The organism is Mesorhizobium sp. A623 (genome assembly GCF_054489405.1).
On record NZ_JBTMXB010000014.1, the window covers coordinates 1 to 16,988 of the forward strand.

13 protein-coding genes are annotated in these 16,988 nt (G+C 62.7%); 7 read left to right on the top strand and 6 right to left on the bottom strand.

Annotation, left to right across the window (positions count from 1 at the left end; all coding sequences use genetic code 11):
• Nucleotides 1-69: 69 nt before the first annotated feature.
• Entirely contained in the window at nucleotides 70-1,857 is a 1,788-nt protein-coding gene (locus tag ACX3P1_RS15680; protein ID WP_459080520.1) for a DUF6538 domain-containing protein, read from the bottom strand.
• A 208-nt stretch (nucleotides 1,858-2,065) separates the two neighbouring features.
• On the opposite strand from ACX3P1_RS15680, the gene ACX3P1_RS15685 reads away from it, so the two are divergent.
• From ACX3P1_RS15685 to ACX3P1_RS15695, 3 genes are all read left to right on the top strand, one after another.
• Complete coding sequence (locus tag ACX3P1_RS15685; protein WP_459080521.1) at nucleotides 2,066-3,475, top strand: DUF2793 domain-containing protein; 1,410 nt, start codon at nucleotides 2,066-2,068, stop codon at nucleotides 3,473-3,475.
• Between the two features lie 72 nt (nucleotides 3,476-3,547).
• Nucleotides 3,548-5,464, top strand: coding sequence for a glycosyltransferase family 4 protein (locus ACX3P1_RS15690; protein WP_459080522.1), 1,917 nt, complete (start codon nucleotides 3,548-3,550; stop codon nucleotides 5,462-5,464).
• Nucleotides 5,391-6,077 carry a glycosyltransferase gene (locus tag ACX3P1_RS15695; protein ID WP_459080523.1) on the top strand — a complete coding sequence of 229 codons (687 nt, stop codon included), beginning with the start codon at nucleotides 5,391-5,393 and terminating at the stop codon, nucleotides 6,075-6,077. The genes ACX3P1_RS15690 and ACX3P1_RS15695 overlap by 74 nt, the downstream gene beginning before the upstream one ends.
• A gap of 39 nt (nucleotides 6,078-6,116) precedes the next feature.
• On the opposite strand, the gene smc is transcribed toward ACX3P1_RS15695, so the two are convergent.
• From smc to ACX3P1_RS15710, 3 genes are all read right to left on the bottom strand, one after another.
• On the bottom strand, nucleotides 6,117-9,575 hold the full coding sequence (gene smc / locus ACX3P1_RS15700) for a chromosome segregation protein SMC (protein WP_459080524.1): 3,459 nt from the start codon (nucleotides 9,573-9,575) through the stop codon (nucleotides 6,117-6,119).
• Between the two features lie 60 nt (nucleotides 9,576-9,635).
• Complete coding sequence (locus tag ACX3P1_RS15705; RefSeq protein ID WP_459080525.1) at nucleotides 9,636-10,379, bottom strand: DsbA family protein; 744 nt, start codon at nucleotides 10,377-10,379, stop codon at nucleotides 9,636-9,638.
• Between the two features lie 129 nt (nucleotides 10,380-10,508).
• The gene (locus ACX3P1_RS15710; protein ID WP_459080526.1) at nucleotides 10,509-11,006 is read right to left on the bottom strand and encodes a DUF721 domain-containing protein; all 498 of its coding nucleotides are present in this window, start codon (nucleotides 11,004-11,006) and stop codon (nucleotides 10,509-10,511) included.
• 51 nt (nucleotides 11,007-11,057) lie between these two features.
• Here ACX3P1_RS15710 and mutY point away from each other — a divergent pair, with 51 nt between their 5' ends.
• Both mutY and ACX3P1_RS15720 read left to right on the top strand, forming a co-directional pair.
• Complete coding sequence (gene mutY / locus ACX3P1_RS15715) at nucleotides 11,058-12,176, top strand: A/G-specific adenine glycosylase (protein WP_459080527.1); 1,119 nt, start codon at nucleotides 11,058-11,060, stop codon at nucleotides 12,174-12,176.
• Nucleotides 12,173-12,784 carry an HAD family hydrolase gene (locus ACX3P1_RS15720; RefSeq protein WP_459080528.1) on the top strand — a complete coding sequence of 204 codons (612 nt, stop codon included), beginning with the start codon at nucleotides 12,173-12,175 and terminating at the stop codon, nucleotides 12,782-12,784. Before mutY ends, ACX3P1_RS15720 begins: the two co-directional genes overlap by 4 nt.
• An 87-nt stretch (nucleotides 12,785-12,871) precedes the next feature.
• Here the strand turns inward: ACX3P1_RS15720 and ACX3P1_RS15725 are convergent, their stop codons facing one another.
• The gene (locus ACX3P1_RS15725) at nucleotides 12,872-14,002 is read right to left on the bottom strand and encodes a DNA methyltransferase (protein ID WP_459080529.1); all 1,131 of its coding nucleotides are present in this window, start codon (nucleotides 14,000-14,002) and stop codon (nucleotides 12,872-12,874) included.
• A gap of 148 nt (nucleotides 14,003-14,150) precedes the next feature.
• On the opposite strand from ACX3P1_RS15725, the gene ACX3P1_RS15730 reads away from it, so the two are divergent.
• A complete protein-coding gene (locus ACX3P1_RS15730; RefSeq protein WP_459080530.1) occupies nucleotides 14,151-14,840 on the top strand; it encodes an HAD family hydrolase in 690 nt (229 codons plus the stop codon).
• Between the two features lie 4 nt (nucleotides 14,841-14,844).
• Here ACX3P1_RS15730 and ACX3P1_RS15735 read toward each other — a convergent pair whose 3' ends face one another.
• Nucleotides 14,845-15,456: a hypothetical protein gene (locus ACX3P1_RS15735; protein ID WP_459080531.1), complete on the bottom strand. Its 612-nt coding sequence runs from the start codon at nucleotides 15,454-15,456 to the stop codon at nucleotides 14,845-14,847.
• A gap of 128 nt (nucleotides 15,457-15,584) precedes the next feature.
• Here ACX3P1_RS15735 and thrC point away from each other — a divergent pair, with 128 nt between their 5' ends.
• A complete protein-coding gene (gene thrC / locus ACX3P1_RS15740; protein WP_459080644.1) occupies nucleotides 15,585-16,979 on the top strand; it encodes a threonine synthase in 1,395 nt (464 codons plus the stop codon).
• Nucleotides 16,980-16,988: the final 9 nt, after the last annotated feature.

The window sequence follows — 16,988 nt, forward strand, 5'->3', positions numbered from 1 at the left end:
GATTCTCTCATAGGTTGATTCGCGCGGCAAGTAGAAAAGGACTATTTTCCTATAATAATAGGAATTAATTCATACAAGGTGATCAATCGTCAGGCCGGAATAGGCAATCGAGTTCACCAATTCGACGCGCTGCTGAAGCATTCCTTGAGGCATAATGCCGTAACGTCCGGTCATGGTTGCGCTGGTATGTCCAAGGATGAACCCGAACTGTTCGTCTAGATGGCCGGCCCGGCGAAGGGCATCGGCCGCGCCGTGGCGGAAGCTGTAAAGCGATAGGCCGCGTCCCTCCTTCATGCCGAGCCGCGTGAGATAGCGCCCAAATTCCCGGCTGAAGTCGGCAATCATCTGCCCGCGCGAATTGCGTTCGGCGCGCGGGAACAGGCGTTGCTGCCCTGCCGTTTCCATGCCGTCGCGATACTTCAGGAAACCGAGCCGGACCAATTCGGGGTGAATAGGCACGACGCGCATTGAACCTTCATTCTTGGTGCTCTTGCCGCCGTCGCCTTCCGTGGTGATGTGCATGATCCAATGGCCGTGTTCCTGCCGAACGTCTGCAAGGGCAAGCTGCGCTATCTCTGCTGGGCGAGCGCCGGAATAAAGCATGATCAGCGGAACCCAATAGCGGTGATCACGGATACGGACGTTGCCGGGCTTGGCGACATTGCGCCATTCGTCGGCGCTTTGGCATCCGGTGAACAGCGGCGACTTGAACAGGGTGTTCAACTGGTCAGTCGTGAAAGGGATCGTGGTCCGCTTCTTTTCCTTTGCCAGCGACATTCCGGTGGTCGGGTTCTGGTCGAGGTATCCATGCGAAACCAGCCAACCACAAAAAGCGCCAAGGCTCGACAGGTAGCGGTTGACGGTGCGCGGCGTGATCACCGGCTTACCGACCTTCTCATTGTGCCGAACGATCTGCGCAAGCTTCATGCCAGCGAAGGCGTTGCTTTCGGTGGCCTTCACCGGATAGCGCATTAAAAGCGCCTTCCACTCACGGACTGCCTTCTTGTCGATCCGGTGAATCGGGCAAGTGCTGCCGACATGATCTACAAAGGTTCCGATGTCGCGGCGAGCCTGATTCAGCGTGTCGGCGGTGATGGCCTTCGGGTTCTCGCGGGAGTATTGCTCGAAAATCTCCATGATGGTTTCGCCGGGCTTCGCCTGCTCGCGCGACGTGCCAGTGGCGGGCTTCACGATAGGGTCGCGCGGCGAGCCGCTATAGTCGCCACGGTCACGCTCAAGGCTGCGCTCTAAGCCTTCGATTTCCGCACGCATCATCTTCCGGGCGAGGTCGCCACGATCTGGGGATAGCGGGTCAATCAGAAGTTTGTTGCGGTCGATGTAATCTTCAACCTCATCGGCAATCAGCGCCGTTTCCCCTTCGACAAGATGCTTACGCATGGCGTCGAGCTTCACTTGGCGGGCCTGCGCGTCGAATTCGCGCCGGCGCTTCAGCAACATCACGTCAAGACTGGCGTCCAGCACTGCCAACGGGTCGCGCACGTCGATGTTCTCGCGCTGCGCGCGTTCAACGGCTTGTTCGGTCGCGGCCTCAATTTCGGCGCTAGTCGGCGCTTGCTGCCGTGATTGCTCATCGCGCTCAAGGGTGCCGGTGTAGTGCTGCCAAACGGCATCGGCCTTGTCGTCTGGCGTCAACATACGGCGCGAACGCATGTCATCAAACTGCCGGTTCCATGCCTCGACCACCGGCCATAAGAGGCGCTTGGCTTCGTTCTCGTCTTTGGTGCCAAGTGCCTTCACAAGCTCGCGCTTGCCCATCACGTCGATAAGATCGGCCGGAACTTTGGCGCGAGCATAGTAGGTTGCGCCGCGTCTCAAGAGGTAACTTATGCGTGCCATTTCGGTCCCCGTGTAGCATCCCGGTGTTACAGTCAGGTGTTACAGTTTCGGGAAAAATATGTCAATAACTACAATGATTTATGCGAAAACAATGCCTTAGAAGATACTGGATTACTGTCCTGGCGCCCCAGCCATTTTCGACCTGAGCTTATCCACACCTCGAAAGCCCTACCTATACTTGTGCCACTGGCAATCTGGAGTGGCAAACATGGATTCTACCGAAAATCTCAATCTTCCTTATCTCATGCCTTCTCAGGCACAGAAGCATGTGACGCACAACGAGGCTCTACGCGCGCTGGACGCCTTAATCCAGTTGGCCGCCATCAGCAGAACCGTGGAAATTCCTCCGGTTTCCCCGCAGCCTGGCGACCGTTACATTGTGCCGGTGGATGCCACTGGCGCGTGGAGCGGCCACGGCGGCGCAATCGCAGCATGGCAGGACGGAGGCTGGACCTTCCACGCGCCACGCGACGGCTGGCTGGCCTATGCACTGGACGAAAACGCGCTGCTTTTCCGGAACAGCTCGGGCTGGTCCGATTATGCGGCCAATCTCGACGAATTGCAGAACATGGCTCGTTTGGGCGTGAACGCTACCGCAGACGCGGGCAACCGTTTGGCGCTGTCGTCGGCGGCCTCGCTATTCACCCATGAGGGTGCTGGGCACCAGATCAAGATCAACAAAGCCGACGCCGGCGACACCGCTTCGGTGCTGTTCCAGACCGGCTTTTCGGGCCGTGCCGAATTCGGACTTGCCGGCGACGACGATTTTCATGTCAAAGTCAGCGCCGATGGCGCGGCCTTCACCGAGGCGCTGGTGATAGAACGGGCGACCGGTAAGGCGACCTTTCCATCCGGCGTGACCGGCCTACGCGAGTCGCTGACCGCAAACCGTACATTCTACGTGGCAACCACCGGCTCCAATGCCAATAACGGCCTGACGGCGGGCACGGCCTTTGCCACCTTGCAGAAGGCCGTCGATGAGGCCGGCAAGCTCGATTGCTCAATCTACAATGTCGTGATCCAACTCGCCGACGGCAACTATGCCGGCGCGACGCTCAGCCGCCCGTTGCTTGGTGGCGGCACGCTCTCGATTCTTGGCAATGAAACTACGCCGGCCAATGTGGTGCTCAATTCCGGCACCCTCGTCGACAACGGCGCACATTTATCGATCACCGGCGTGAAGTTCGATTTTCCGGCGGACTGGATGCATGCATTGCAGATCGGGATCGGCGCGCAACTCAGCATCGGCGCCGTCGAATTCGGGACGGTCGGCGCCAATGCCGATCACATCAATTCCGAAAGCCCTTGCCGGATCACCATCGAGCAGGACTACGTGATAACGGGCGGCGGACGCCGCCACGTCGGCCTGAGCGGACCGGCCGTGCTCACCGGCACCAATCGTACATTCATGCTCGCAGGCACGCCGGCCTTTACCCAGTTCCTGTGCGCCATCAATTGCGCAACGATTTCCTTGTGGAACCTCAGCCTGTCAGGCTCGGCCACCGGCAGTCGCTACCTCGCCAGCACCAACGGCGTCATCAACCTCTTCGGCAAGGGAGCGGATTTCCTGCCCGGCGACGCAGCGGGGACGGTGGCGAGCGGAGGGGTTTATGCTTAATATTGCAACTTGAGCGAATTCACTGATGAACATCACAACTCGACAAGCTGTTAGAGGAATCTGACTGCTTTAGTGAAGGAAAATAATGCAAGCGGCACGATCTTCAGAGAGATCAAGGCGTCATCGCTTCTGGCGCGAGACGAGGTCGATCCGCTCCGGCATTTCCTGCAGCATGGCCGCAAGCATCGGCTTTCGCCCAGCCGGTCGTTCGATACAGGGCGCTATCTCGACCAGCATGTCGATGCGCGCAATTCGAAGCTCAATCCGCTCGTTCACTATTTGAAGCACGGCCGCGCGCGGGGGCTGGAGATTCACGCCTCGCCGCCCAGCGAGGCCGACCGCATCCTCGCCTCCGGCCTGTTCGATGCCGAATGGTATCTCGATCATCATCCCGATGTGGCGGCCGCCAACTATCCCGCGCTGCTGCACTATCTGGTGCATGGCGCGCTGGAGGGCCGTTCGCCGGGCCCCGATTTCAACGCCGAATGGTACCAGATGCGCTATCCCGACGTCGTCGGGCTCAATCCGCTTATCCATTTCATCGACCATGGGCTGGAAGAAGGCCGCATTGCCAAGCAGCCTGCCCGCGCCCTGGAAATTGCCAGGCATACGCTGGCCGGCGTCGAGGATCTGGACCCGGAGCTTTATGGCGCGGATTATTTCGCCGATGCCGGCCGGCTCGACGTGGTCGATGCGCGCAGGAACAGTCGGGTGTCGCGCTGTTTCGAGCATATTGTCGAAACGCTCGCATCGCCGCCGCGCCATGTCGTCTTCCTGCCATGGCTTTTGCATGGCGGGGCCGATCTCGTCGCCTGCCACGCCATCCGCGCCCTGGCCGAGACGTATGGCGCGGCATCCGTTCTGGTGGTGCTGACCGACCATGACCGGGAGGAAGCGCCGCATCTGCTGCCGGAAGGTGTTTCGCTGATCTCGCTTTCCCGCATCGAGCCGGCGCTGTCGCAGGCAGAGCGTGCCGAACTGGTCGACCTGCTCATTCGCAGCCTGCAGCCCGACACGGTGCTCAACGTCAACAGCCAGGCCTGCTGGGAGGCGGTCAGGCGCGGCGGCCGCAAGCTCCAGCATTTCAGCCGGCTGTACGCCATGCTGTTCTGCCCGGATTTCTCGCCTACGGACCGGCGGCGCAGCGGCTATGCCGATACCTATCTGCGTCATTGCCTGCCCTTTCTGGCCGGAATCTATTTCGACAATGCGTCCTATATCGAAGAGGTTACGCAACAATTCGGCATTCCGGCCGAGCTTCAGGCGCGGCTGGTCGTCCTGCGCCAGCCGGCGCCTGCACCGGCCAAGATCGCGAGGCGCGCGCGCAAGAAAGGCCAATTGCTGCGTGTGCTGTGGGCAAGCCGGATCGCGCCGCAGAAAAACATCGACCTCTTGATACGCATCACGGAGGCCGCACCGGAGATCGAGTTCCACATCTGGGGGCGCGGCAGCCATGCGCTTGAAGGCTGGCTCGACGAGCTTGCGGCACGCCACGAACATGTGCATTTCCACGGGCCATTCGAACGCTTCGACAGGCTCCCCTTGGGAGAATACGATGCGTTCGTCTATACGTCGCTATGGGACGGTATCCCGAACATATTGCTGGAAAGTGCCGCAGCCGGATTGCCCATCGTAGCACCCGATGTCGGCGGGATCGGCGAACTGGTCGACAAGCAGACGGGCTGGCTGATTGCCGATACGAACGATCCGGCGCCCTATGTGAAGGCGCTAGGCGAGATCCGGGATAGGCCCCGACAGGCCGTTACGCGTGTCGAAGCCATGCGGGGGCGGCTACGTGAAAACCATGACTGGAAGCGCTACCGGGAAATTCTCGCCTCGCAACCGCATACGACCGGGGGACTGCTGAATGGGGCGGGGATCGATAACGGCGGTACTGACTGCGCATCGCGAGGGGATGCTGGCAAAGCCGTCGCTGGAAAGCCTGAAACGCGCAGCGGCGCTGGCCGAAAAAGCCGGGTACGAGGTTGAAACTGTCGCGGTTCTGGATCGCGCGGATGCGCTGACCCGCGAGGTCGTCAGGGCTCACGGTCCCGATGGCTTGCGGATGGAAGCCGTGGATTTCGGCGACCCCGGCCTGTCGCGCAATCATGGGGTGTCCGTCGCCAGCGGGCATTATGTCGCCTTTCTCGACGCCGACGATCTTTGGGGCATGGACTGGCTGGCAAGCGCGGCCAACGTGGCGGGCGCGCGCCCGGCTCCGACCGTCTGGCACCCGGAAGTGAACCTCTATTTCGGCGCGGAAAAGCGCCTGTTCGTCCATGTCGATATGGAGGATGTGCTATTCCGGCCCGCCGGCCTGATGATCGAGAATTTTTGGACGGCGCTGAGCTTTGCCGCGCGCGAGATCTACCTCGACAATCCCTATCCAGAATCAGATTTAAGCGAAGGCTTCGGCTTCGAGGATTGGGCCTGGAACATGCAAACGATCAGCCGCGGCGTCGTTCACAAGGTGGTTCCGGGCACCGGTCATCTCATTCGCCGCAAAACCCACCAGTCGGTCGCTATGGCCGATGCCAATGCCCAGGCTGTGCCGCGCCCAAGCCGCTACATCCACAGGTTCATCGAAGAACGGGCGAAATAGCCCCCGCGCGCTGATACAATCGCCTCGTCAGAATGGCGGTCAGCTTGCCTCGCGCATCGCCTCGGCAGCCTGAAGGTCCACCGACACAAGCTGGCTCACCCCCTGCTCCGCCATCGTCACGCCGAACAGGCGGTTCATGCGCGCCATAGTGATCGGGTTATGCGTGATGATGACGAAGCGCGTTTCGGTCGAAGCCGCCATTTCATCCATCAGGTTGCAGAAGCGCTCGACATTCTGATCGTCGAGCGGCGCGTCGACTTCGTCGAGCACGCAGATGGGTGCTGGATTGGTCAGGAACACGGCGAAGATCAGCGACATGGCCGTCAGCGCCTGCTCGCCGCCGGAAAGCAGCGTCATCGTCTGCGGCTTCTTGCCGGGCGGGCGGGCGAGGATTTCGAGGCCGGCTTCGAGCGGATCATCGGACTCGATCAGTTGCAGTTCGGCCGTGCCGCCGCCGAACAGATGCGAGAAAAGCCGCTGGAAATGCACATTGACCGCGTCAAATGCGGCCAGCAGCCGCTCGCGGCCTTCGCGGTTCAGGCTCTGGATCGCCTGCCGCAGCTTTCGGATCGCCTCGATAATGTCCTCGCGCTCGGAGACGATGGCCTCGAGCTTGTCGGACAGTTCCTGCTGTTCTTCCTCGGCGCGCAGATTGACCGCGCCCAGCCGCTCGCGCTCGATCTTCAGCCGCTCCAGCTGGCGCTCGACTTCGTTGACGTCCGGCAGCGGGCTGTCGGCTTCCAGCCCGGTGTGGCGGATGACGAGATGCGGCGGCGTGTTCAGCGTTTCCTGGATGCGCGCCTCGACTTCGGCGCGGCGCTCGTCGGCGGCGGTCAGGCGTTCTTCGGCGCGCGCCCGTGCCTCCCGCGCCTCGGCCAGTCCCTGAATGGCGGCGATGGCAGACTTGTCGAACGTGGCCTGCCGGCTTTCCGCCTCCGCCAAGCGGTCGCCAGCGGCCTTGCGCAGCGTTTCCGCTTCAGCGATCTGCGACAGCAGAGCGCGCCGCCGTGCATCAATCTCGTCCGGCGCGTCGGCCAGCTTTTCGCGCTCCGCCTCGGCTTCCGCCTTGCGCTCGCCAAGCGATGCGATCTGCGCGGAGGCATTTTCGGCGCGCGCCAACCAGTTGCGGCGCTCGGCATTGATGGCCTCCAGCCGGCGCGTCCGCGCCTCGGCCTCGCGCTTCAAGCCTTCATGCACGGCGCGCGCATCGGCAAGAGCCGAGCGCTCGCGCGAGACATGGGCCGCCGCCTGCTCCAGCCGGGCTTGCAGATCGCTCAGATCGGCGGCGTCCTGCAACAGTTCTTCCGCCTCGATCACGGCCGCCGCCGCTTCCTCGTGGCTATCGACGACCCGCGAGCGCGCCTCGTCCAGAGCAGCGCGGCGACTGGACAGTTCGCCCGAGGCCCGTTCGGCCTGCGCCAAGGCGCTGCGGGCGGCGTCCAGCGCATGCTGCGCATCGCGCCAGCCTTGGCGTGCGTCGCGCTCCGCTTCGCCGGCAAGGCGAAGAGCTGCCTCGGCCTTGGCCAGCGCTTCCTCGGCGCCGCGAACTTTGAGCGTCGCCTGGATGGCTTCCGCATCCAGTTCGGCCAACCTGTTCTTCTGTTCGAGGCGCAAAGCTGCCGCCGTCGGCGCATCGGCGCTCGCGCAAAAACCGTCCCAACGCCACAGCGCGCCCGCGCGACTGACCAGCCTTTGTCCCGGCGCAAGCTGCCCTTGAAGCCTGCGACCCTCGCTGTCCTCGACAATGCCGATCTGCGCCAGCCGGCGCGCCAACTGACCGGGTGCGTTGACGACGCTGGCAAGGCTCTGCACGCCCTGCGGCAAGGCGGGGTCGCCGGGCTGAACAGCGCCCTCGCCCCAATGCACCGGCGCGCTGCGGTCGAGCGGCGCGTCGAGGTCTTCGCCCAAAGCTGCGCCCAAGGCCGTCTCGAAACCGCGCTCGACGCTGATCTTTTCCAGCACGGCGGGGAAGAGATCGCCGCTCGCCGCATTGAGCATTCTTGCCAGCGTGCGCGCTTCGGTTTCGATGCCGGCGAGTACCGCCTTGGCATCCTGCAACGGCGTGCGCGCGCCGGACTCGGCAGCGCGGGCATCCTCCACCGCCTGCTCGGCGTGTTCAGCGGCAGCCTCCGTTTCCTCCAGCGCCGCCTCAGCCTGTTCGACCAGCAGCTTCTTTTCAGCCGGATCGACAAGGCCGGCGATGCGCGAAGAAATATCGGAGAGTTCGCGGTCGACTTCGGCCAACTGGCCGGCAAAACGGTCGCGGCGCTCGGCGGTTTCGCGCAGGCTGCGTTCGATCTGCGTGCGCGAGGCCGCCGCTTCCGCCTTTTCGGCGGTCAATTTGGTCAGCGTCGCCTCGCTGCGTTCCAACGTCGCCGCAGCCTGCTCGAAGGCGGTGCGGGTGTTGGCCTCGCGCTCGGCAGCGCCGGCATTTTCCGCATGGAGCGCCTGCTCCTCACCGGCCAGACGCTCCAGAATATCGGCATTGTCGGAAACCATGCGCTCTTCGCGCTCTATGTCGGCGTCCAGTTGCTGCAGCCGCCGGTCGAGTTCGGCCTGGCGCTGGCCGATGCGGCCGGCTTCTTCCTCGATCTGCGTCCGGGCGATAGACAGGCGCTGAAAGGCGGCGGCGGCGGCGGCTTCCGCCTCGCGCAATTCCGGCAGATGGTGCGCGCCGATGCCCTGTTCCTTCGCGGCAGCCATTTGCGCGGCGGCGCGGTCGCCGACCAGCGCGGTTGCCGTCGCCAGCGCCGAGTGCGCCTCGCCCTCCTGCGCCTTGGCCTGCGACCAGCGCAGATGCAGCAGCGTCGCGTCGGCCTTGCGGATGTCGGCCGACAGGCTCTTGAAGCGCGAGGCCTGGCGTGCCTGCCGTTTCAGGCTCTCGATCTGGCTTTCCAACTGCCCAACGACATCCTCCAACCGCTCAAGGTTCTGCTCCGCGCCCCCCAGCCGCAATTCGGCTTCATGGCGGCGGGTATGCAGGCCGGAAATGCCGGCCGCCTCTTCCAGCAGCGCGCGGCGGGCTTGCGGCTTGGCCTGGATCAGTTCGCCGATGCGGCCCTGCCCGACCATGGAGGGCGAACGCGCGCCGGTCGACTGGTCGGCAAAAAGCAGTTGCACGTCCTTGGCGCGGGCTTCCTTGCCGTTGATGCGGTAGACCGAGCCGGCCTCGCGCTCGATGCGGCGCGACACCTGCAACTCGTCGGCATCGTTGAAAGCGGCGGGCGCGGTACGGTTGGAATTATCGAGGAAAAGCGTGACTTCGGCGGTGTTGCGCGCCGGGCGCGTGCCCGATCCCGAAAAGATCACGTCGTCCATGCCGGACGCGCGCATGTTCTTGTAGGAGTTTTCGCCCATCACCCAGCGTAGCGCTTCGACGAGGTTGGACTTGCCGCAGCCGTTCGGCCCGACCACGCCGGTCAAGCCGCGCTCGATGACGAATTCGCCGGGTTCGACGAAGGATTTGAAACCGAGAAGGCGAAGGCGCGAGAATTTCATGCGCGCATCGCCCGTCGCAGGCGCGCGGCAAGGCGCGCCTGAAACAGAACAGCCGAGACGTTAGAGCAGCGGATCGATAACCGCCGAAATTTCGTCAATCGACAACGCCCCCTTGTAGGTCTTCCCGTTGATGAAGAAGGTCGGCGTCGAGTCCACCTTGAACTCGTCGGCGCCGCGCTTCTGCACCGCTCTCACTTGGTCAAGAAGCTTCTGGTCCGTCAAGCATTTGTCGAAGCTCTCCTGTGTAAAACCAGCCAGCTTGGACAGTTGCAACAGCGAATCCTTGACGTTGTCGACCGCGACCCAATTGGCCTGTTGCTTGAACAGCACATCGACCATCGCGAAATAATTATCGCCGGAGCAACGCGCCAGCATGAAACCGGCCTCGGCGCGCGGGTCGAACGGGAACTCGCGCAAAATGTAGCGTACCTTGCCGGTGTCGATGTACTTCTTCTTCATTTCCGGGAAGGTCGTCTCGGCAAAATGCGCGCAATGTGGGCAGGTCATCGACGCGTATTCGACCACCGTAACCTTGGCATCGGCCTCGCCCATGACCTCGTCGGGCAAAGCGCCGGGCTTAAGCAGCTCAGTCATGTCGACGGAGCCCGAGGATTCCGGGGCGGCCACCGCCGGCTTCATGGCGTCAGCGGGTTTCATCGCGTCGGCTGGCTTCATGGCGTCGGCTGGCTTGACCTCGGCCGCCTTCGCCTCCTCACCGGAATCGCTGCATGCTCCAAGCACCATTACCGCCGGCACAGCGGCCAGCGTGGAGAGGACGGACCTGCGGGACAAGGAACGGTTCATTTGAATCACCTGATTGGAATCGGATTTTGCAATGAAACTACATGAAAGCGAATGTTGGCGCGAATTAAGGCATGGCCGCGCGCAATCCAAGCGCGAAAAGTTGACGCCACGATCACGAAACCGCGAGTTTTATTTCTTTTCTCCCAGAATCGTCGCGCCCAGCCGCTCCAGCGAGGCGCGCAGGCCGTCGTCCTCGATCAGGCCGACTGTGCTCGCCAGCTTCTTTTGCTCCGGCACGGTAAGCGGCCGGAACGTGGGTTTGTGCTTTTCCTTTGCCCCGGTCAGCGGCTTCTGCACGATCTTGATGCGGCCGATGGCATTGAAACCGAGGAAGGAATTGACGCGGGCAATGACCTCAGCCGTCTCGTGCTGCAAATGGAGTGCCGCCATGCCTTCGCAGGCGATGACCAGAACCGCTGGCTGGAACGGGTCGTCCTCGTGCATGCGGCGCGGCCACTGGATCTTTTCCGGCCGGGAGTGACGGCTAAGGCGCGGCCCGGCGATCTCGTCCCAGGATTGCACCAGTCCGATCGAGATGCCGGCGCGCTTGCGCAGCACCGGATCGAGGATGCGGGCGGCAAGATCGCTCACCGGAACGGGATTGCTGAAGGATGGTTTGCGTGCCATGCGTTTGTCCAACTCCAATCCAACCGGCACGAAAGCCAATCTTTCCGATCAATGGCACCGCAACACCAGACCCGCAAGGCCGTGCCGGGCAATGACGGCCTCGTCGCCTCCCGCCTGCTCGCCTGGTACGACCGGCACCATCGCGAATTGCCGTGGCGCGTGCCGCCCGGCGATCTGGCGCGCGGGGTGCGGCCTGATCCCTACCGCGTCTGGCTTTCCGAGGTGATGCTTCAACAGACCGGCGTGCAGACGGTCAGATCTTATTTCCACGCATTCGTCGAAAAATGGCCGACCGTGGAAGCGCTGGCGGCGGCTGAAACCGAGGACGTGATGAAGGCATGGGCCGGGCTTGGCTATTATTCGCGCGCCCGCAACCTTAAGGCCTGCGCCGACCGCGTCGCCGCTTCTGGCGGGAAATTTCCCGATACGGAGGAAGGTCTGCGCGACCTGACCGGCATCGGCCCCTATACGGCCGCCGCAATTGCGGCCATCGCCTTCGATCGCCCGGCCGCCGTTGTCGACGGCAATATCGAGCGGGTCGTTTCCCGGCTGTTTTCGATCACCACGCCCTTGCCGCAAGCGAAGGTCGAAATCCGCGCGCATGTCGAACGGCTGACGCCGGTCACGCGGCCGGGCGATTTTGCGCAGGCGATGATGGACCTCGGCGCGACCATCTGCACACCCAAAAAGCCGCGCTGCATGCTGTGCCCGCTTCGCGACGATTGCGATGCAACGAATTCGGGCGACCCGGAGTTCTTCCCGGTTCGCGCAGTCAAGACGGCCAAGCCGCAGCGTAGGGGCGCGGCGTTCGTGGCGGTTCGGAGCGACGGCGCGATCCTGCTGCGAAAACGTCCCGACAAGGGCTTGCTTGGCGGCATGACCGAGGTGCCGACCACCGGCTGGACGTCGCGAATCGACGGCGAAACGACGCCGGATGCCGCTCCTTTTGCCGGGAACTGGCAAAAGACGGGGCGAATCGGCCATGTTTTCACGCATTTTTCGCTCGAACTGGACGTGTTCCGGGCGGAAACGGACATTGCGGCTCCTGCCGGTGCGTTCTGGTCGCCGCCGGCCGACATTTCAGGCGAAGCTTTGCCCACGGTCATGAAAAAGGCCATCGAAGCCGCCATTCCGGGCGCGACGAAGAAAATAGCGAAGAGACCAGCATGACTGAAATCCGCCACATCGTTTTCGACATCGGCAAGGTGTTGATCCACTACGATCCAAACATTCCGTTCAGCAGGCTGATCCCGGATGCGAATGAGCGGAAATGGTTTTTCGAGAATGTCTGCACGCATGAATGGAACATCGAGCAGGATCGCGGTCGGTCCTGGGCGGAAGCCGAGGCGCTCGCGATTGCCGCGCATCCGGACCACGCGGAAAACATCCGCAACTTCCGCCGCCATTGGAACGCCATGGTACCGCATGCCTATGAGGACAGCGTGGCGCTGATGGACAGGTTGATCGACGGTGGCCACGACGTGACCATGCTGACCAATTTCGCCGCCGATACCTTCGTCGAGGCGCGGCAGCGTTTCCCGTTCCTGCATCGCCCGCGCGGGGTAACGGTGTCGGGTGAAATCCGCCAGATCAAGCCGGAGCGCGCAATTTACGATCACCACATCGCGTCATTCGACCTCGACCCGGCTGCGACGCTGTTCATCGACGACAGCCAGCCCAATGTCGACGGCGCCTTCGCCGCCGGTTGGCAGGCAGTGCTGTTTACGGGTGCCGAAAAGCTGAAGTCGGACCTTAACGGGTACGGAATCGCCGCATGATTTGAATCGCTTCGCGGCGGCGTTTAAGAATTTGATTCAACCGGGCGATTGCGGCTGCCGCGCCGCCGCCTGCGACGGGACGATCGCTCACCCCGCCCGCTCCATGCCGAGGCGGGCGATGCGGCGAAGCTCGTCGATCGGGGTCAGGCCGCCATTGCGCTCATAGTGCCAGAACGTCCAGCCGTTGCAGGCATCCAGCCCCTGCACCTGCGCGCCCATCTTGTGGATCGAGCCGGCGGCCTCGCCGATCGCCACCGTGCCGTCGGCGCGCACTTTCGCCGTCCAGCGCTTGCGCGAATCGTAAAGCGTGGCGCCCGGCGTCAGCAGACCGGTATCGAGCAGGCTGACAAAGGCGACGCGCGGTTCGGCGCGCTTGCCCGACAGCACGGTCAGGTCGGCGCGGTCCAGCGTGGTGACCGCATCGATGCGTGCGCGCGCGCCATCGATATATTTCTGCTCGCGCTCGATGCCGACGAAATGCCGGCCGAGCCGCTTGGCCACGGCACCCGTCGTTCCCGAACCGAAGAACGGGTCGAGCACGATGTCGCCCGGCTTGGTCGAAGCCATCATGATGCGGGCAAGCAACGCCTCCGGCTTTTGCGTCGGGTGCAGCTTGTCGCCATCGTCGTTCTTGAGACGCTCGCCGCCGGTGCAGATCGGAAAAAGCCAGTCCGAACGCATCTGTACGTCATCGTTCGACGCCTTCAGCGATTCATAGTTGAACGTGTAGCCCTTGCCCTTCTGGTCACGCGACGCCCAGATCATCGTCTCATGCGCGTTCTGGAAGCGACGCCCGCGAAAATTCGGCATCGGATTGGTCTTGCGCCAGATGACGTCGTTCAGGATCCAGAAACCGAGGTCCTGCAGCTTGGCGCCGACGCGGAAAATATTGTGGTAGGAGCCGATGACCCAGATGGTGCCGTTGGGCTTCAGCACGCGGCGCGCCGCCAGAAGCCAGGCGCGGGTGAAGGCGTCATAGGCCTCGAAACTGTCGAACTGGTCCCAGGCATCGTCCACCGCATCGACCTTGGACTGGTCCGGCCGGTGCAGGTCCCCGTCAAGCTGGAGATTATAGGGCGGGTCGGCGAAAATCACGTCGACCGACTTTTCCGGCAGGCGGTCTAGCGCGGCGACACAGTCACCCTTGAGGATGGTGTCCAGCCATTCGGACTGCTGCGGAGCATGGGAGAGGTCGGCGAGGAGACGCACGGCAGACATGATTACACCCGAGGCACACGGTTACTGTTTACGCCTCGTTATGGTTACCGTTCTGCGTAAATATTTAATGAAGTAGCTGCCGAATTTGCCGCCGCACCCTGCTTGGTGTATGCCGCCCCCGCCCGAATTCTCCCAGTCCCGGATAACCATGCACCAGCCAGATCTTGTCATTTTCGATTGCGACGGCGTCCTCGTCGATTCCGAAATCATTGCCGCCCGCGTCGAAGCCGAACTGCTGACGGATGCGGGGTTCGAGATATCGGCTGAAGAACTGGCCGAAACCTATGCCGGCCTGACCTTCAAGGACGTGCTGATCCGGGTCGAGGAAATCTCCAAGATTCCGTTCCAGATATCGCTGATCGACCGCGCCGATGAGTTGGTGGACCGCAAACTGCGGGCCGAGGTGCGCGCCATCGAAGGCGTGCATGAGGCAGTGGCCGCCGTTCCGGTGCCGTTTTGCATCTGCTCCAACTCGCGCACCGAACGAATTGAATTCATGTTGGAACGGGTGCGCCTGCTGCCGCTGTTTGCCGGCCGCATCTTTTCCGCGCTGGAAACGCCGACGGGAAAGACCAAACCTTCGCCGGACGTTTTCCTGCACGCGGCCAAGACCCTGGGCGCCGATCCCGCCCGCTGCTTCGTCATCGAGGATTCGGTGCATGGCGTTGCCGGCGCAAGGGCGGCCGGCATGCGGGTGATCGGCTTCACCGGAGCGTCTCACAGCTATCTTGGCCACGCGGACGCCCTGACCGAGGCGGGTGCCGAAACGGTGATACGGCGCTGGCCGGAACTGAAAAGCGTGATCGAAGCGCTGTCGGCGTGGTCGGCCGACGCTTGAGAGCCTACTTCTTCTTTTTGTCCACCGGGCCTTCGTCGTAACCGGCGAAGACCTGGTAGTCCTTGGCGGCGGGTTCCGGCACGACGACGTTCGGGTCGTTGAACACGAACTGCGTGGCCGCCGACATGTCGCTTACCTGCAGCTTGTACTGGTGAAGCTGGGAATAAAGCACGTCCGAGCCATGCACGACAACCACGCGGATCGGCATGGTGATGGTGCCGGGTGCGCCCTTCGGGCCGGGGACGACCTTGCCGGCCACGGCGATATTCAACGTCATCTGGCCCGCATTGCGGCTGCAATCGCGCGTCACCTCGGTGATCGCGGCCTGATAGACGATGTCTGCCGATGCGTCCTGTTCTGCATCCGCCGCGTCGGCCTTCTTCTTGCCGCCCTTGGCGTAGGTATTGTAATAAGCAGTACCGGCGCGCAGCGTGATCGCCGGGCAATAAGCCAGAAGATCGCTCGCCTTCACGCGCGTATCCTCCACCTTCGCCTGCTGGTCGCCGCCGACGCCTAAGACACCCTTGTCGCTTGACTGGCAACCCGCGACGGCGAGCATAAAGCCTGACAACACAACACCAGCCAAAAAGCGGCCGTTAAAAGAACGAAAGATCATGGACTGCGCTTCCCTCTCGCAAAGTTGGGGACCTATAGCAACCGAACGGCAAAAATGCGACTGACGAAGCGGATAAATCCACTACCTTGCTGCAACCCGGCAAGCCCGGCACCAACGGACGGCTGACAATGCACTATGTGAGTACACGCGGGGAAGCACCCGTTCTCGGTTTTTCCGACGCCGTGATGGCGGGGCTGGCGCGCGACGGCGGCCTCTATGTCCCGCGCGAGTGGCCGCATTTTTCCCAAGCCGAGATCCGAGCCATGCGTGGCCTTTCCTATCCCGACCTTGCCATAAGGGTGCTTACCCCTTTCCTTGGCGGCGAGATCGCGGCGCCCGTGTTCGAGCGTCTCGTGCGCGAGGCCTATGCCACATTCCGGCACGAAGCCGTCTGCCCGCTGGTGCAGCTTGGCCCGAACAGCTTCGTGCTCGAGCTTTTCCACGGTCCAACCCTCGCCTTCAAGGACGTGGCCATGCAATTGCTGGCCCGGCTGATGGACCATGTTTTGGCCGAGCGCGGCCAGCATGCCACCATCGTCGGGGCGACCTCGGGCGATACCGGCGGGGCTGCCATCGACGCGTTCGCCGGGCGCGACCGCACCGACATCTTCATTCTGTTCCCGCATGGCAAAGTATCGCCCGTGCAGCAGCGGCAGATGACGACATCGACGGAAAGCAATGTCCACGCGCTCGCCATCGAAGGCAATTTCGACGATTGCCAGGGTCTGGTAAAGGCTATGTTCAACGACCATACCTTCCGCGACGGGGTTGCACTGTCGGGCGTCAATTCGATCAACTGGGCGCGAATCATGGCCCAGATCGTCTATTATTTCTCGTCGGCACTTTCGCTTGGCGGCCCCGACCGGCCGGTTTCGTTCACCGTGCCGACCGGTAATTTCGGCGATATTTTCGCCGGCTACGCCGCCAAGAAGATGGGGCTGCCGATTGAAAAACTGGTCATCGCCACCAACGACAACGACATTCTGGCACGCACGCTTGCCACCGGCGCCTACACGACCAAGGGCGTCATCGCGACCACCTCGCCTTCCATGGACATTCAGGTGTCGTCGAATTTCGAACGGCTGCTGTTTGAATCCAGCGGCCGCGATGCCGCGACCGTGCGGCGCTATATGGATGGGCTGAAACAGTCCGGCGCTTTCACGCTCGAAGCCGCGGGAATAGCCAATATCCGCGCCGAATTCGACGCCGGACGTGCGACGATGGAAGAGACGGCGGCGACGATCCGCTCGACACTCGGGAAATCGAATTATCTGCTCGATCCGCATACGGCCACGGCGGTCCACGTCGCGGCGAGCCATGCCGGCCCGGTGCCGATGGTGGTGCTTGGCACGGCGCATCCGGCGAAATTCCCGGCGGCCGTCGAGGCGGCCAGCGGCGTATCGCCGGCCCTGCCCGCATGGCTGGGCGGGCTGATGGATTCGGAAGAAAAATACTCGGTACTTCCATCTGAGTTGAAAATGTTGGAAGATTACATCCACCGCCGCACAAGGGCGGCGCGTTAAGGAGTCTTT

Excerpts from the sequence above, each read along its gene's own strand:
- thrC (WP_459080644.1), top strand. The coding sequence starts at position 15,585 with ATGCACTATGTGAGTACACGCGGGGAAGCACCCGTTCTCGGTTTTTCC.
- ACX3P1_RS15730 (WP_459080530.1), top strand. The coding sequence starts at position 14,151 with ATGCACCAGCCAGATCTTGTCATTTTCGATTGCGACGGCGTCCTCGTC.
- ACX3P1_RS15725 (WP_459080529.1), bottom strand. The coding sequence starts at position 14,002 with ATGTCTGCCGTGCGTCTCCTCGCCGACCTCTCCCATGCTCCGCAGCAG.
- ACX3P1_RS15720 (WP_459080528.1), top strand. The coding sequence starts at position 12,173 with ATGACTGAAATCCGCCACATCGTTTTCGACATCGGCAAGGTGTTGATC.
- ACX3P1_RS15710 (WP_459080526.1), bottom strand. The coding sequence starts at position 11,006 with ATGGCACGCAAACCATCCTTCAGCAATCCCGTTCCGGTGAGCGATCTT.
- ACX3P1_RS15680 (WP_459080520.1), bottom strand. The coding sequence starts at position 1,857 with ATGGCACGCATAAGTTACCTCTTGAGACGCGGCGCAACCTACTATGCT.
- smc (WP_459080524.1), bottom strand. The coding sequence starts at position 9,575 with ATGAAATTCTCGCGCCTTCGCCTTCTCGGTTTCAAATCCTTCGTCGAA.
- mutY (WP_459080527.1), top strand. The coding sequence starts at position 11,058 with ATGGCACCGCAACACCAGACCCGCAAGGCCGTGCCGGGCAATGACGGC.
- ACX3P1_RS15705 (WP_459080525.1), bottom strand. The coding sequence starts at position 10,379 with ATGAACCGTTCCTTGTCCCGCAGGTCCGTCCTCTCCACGCTGGCCGCT.
- ACX3P1_RS15735 (WP_459080531.1), bottom strand. The coding sequence starts at position 15,456 with ATGATCTTTCGTTCTTTTAACGGCCGCTTTTTGGCTGGTGTTGTGTTG.
- ACX3P1_RS15695 (WP_459080523.1), top strand. The coding sequence starts at position 5,391 with ATGCTGGCAAAGCCGTCGCTGGAAAGCCTGAAACGCGCAGCGGCGCTG.
- ACX3P1_RS15685 (WP_459080521.1), top strand. The coding sequence starts at position 2,066 with ATGGATTCTACCGAAAATCTCAATCTTCCTTATCTCATGCCTTCTCAG.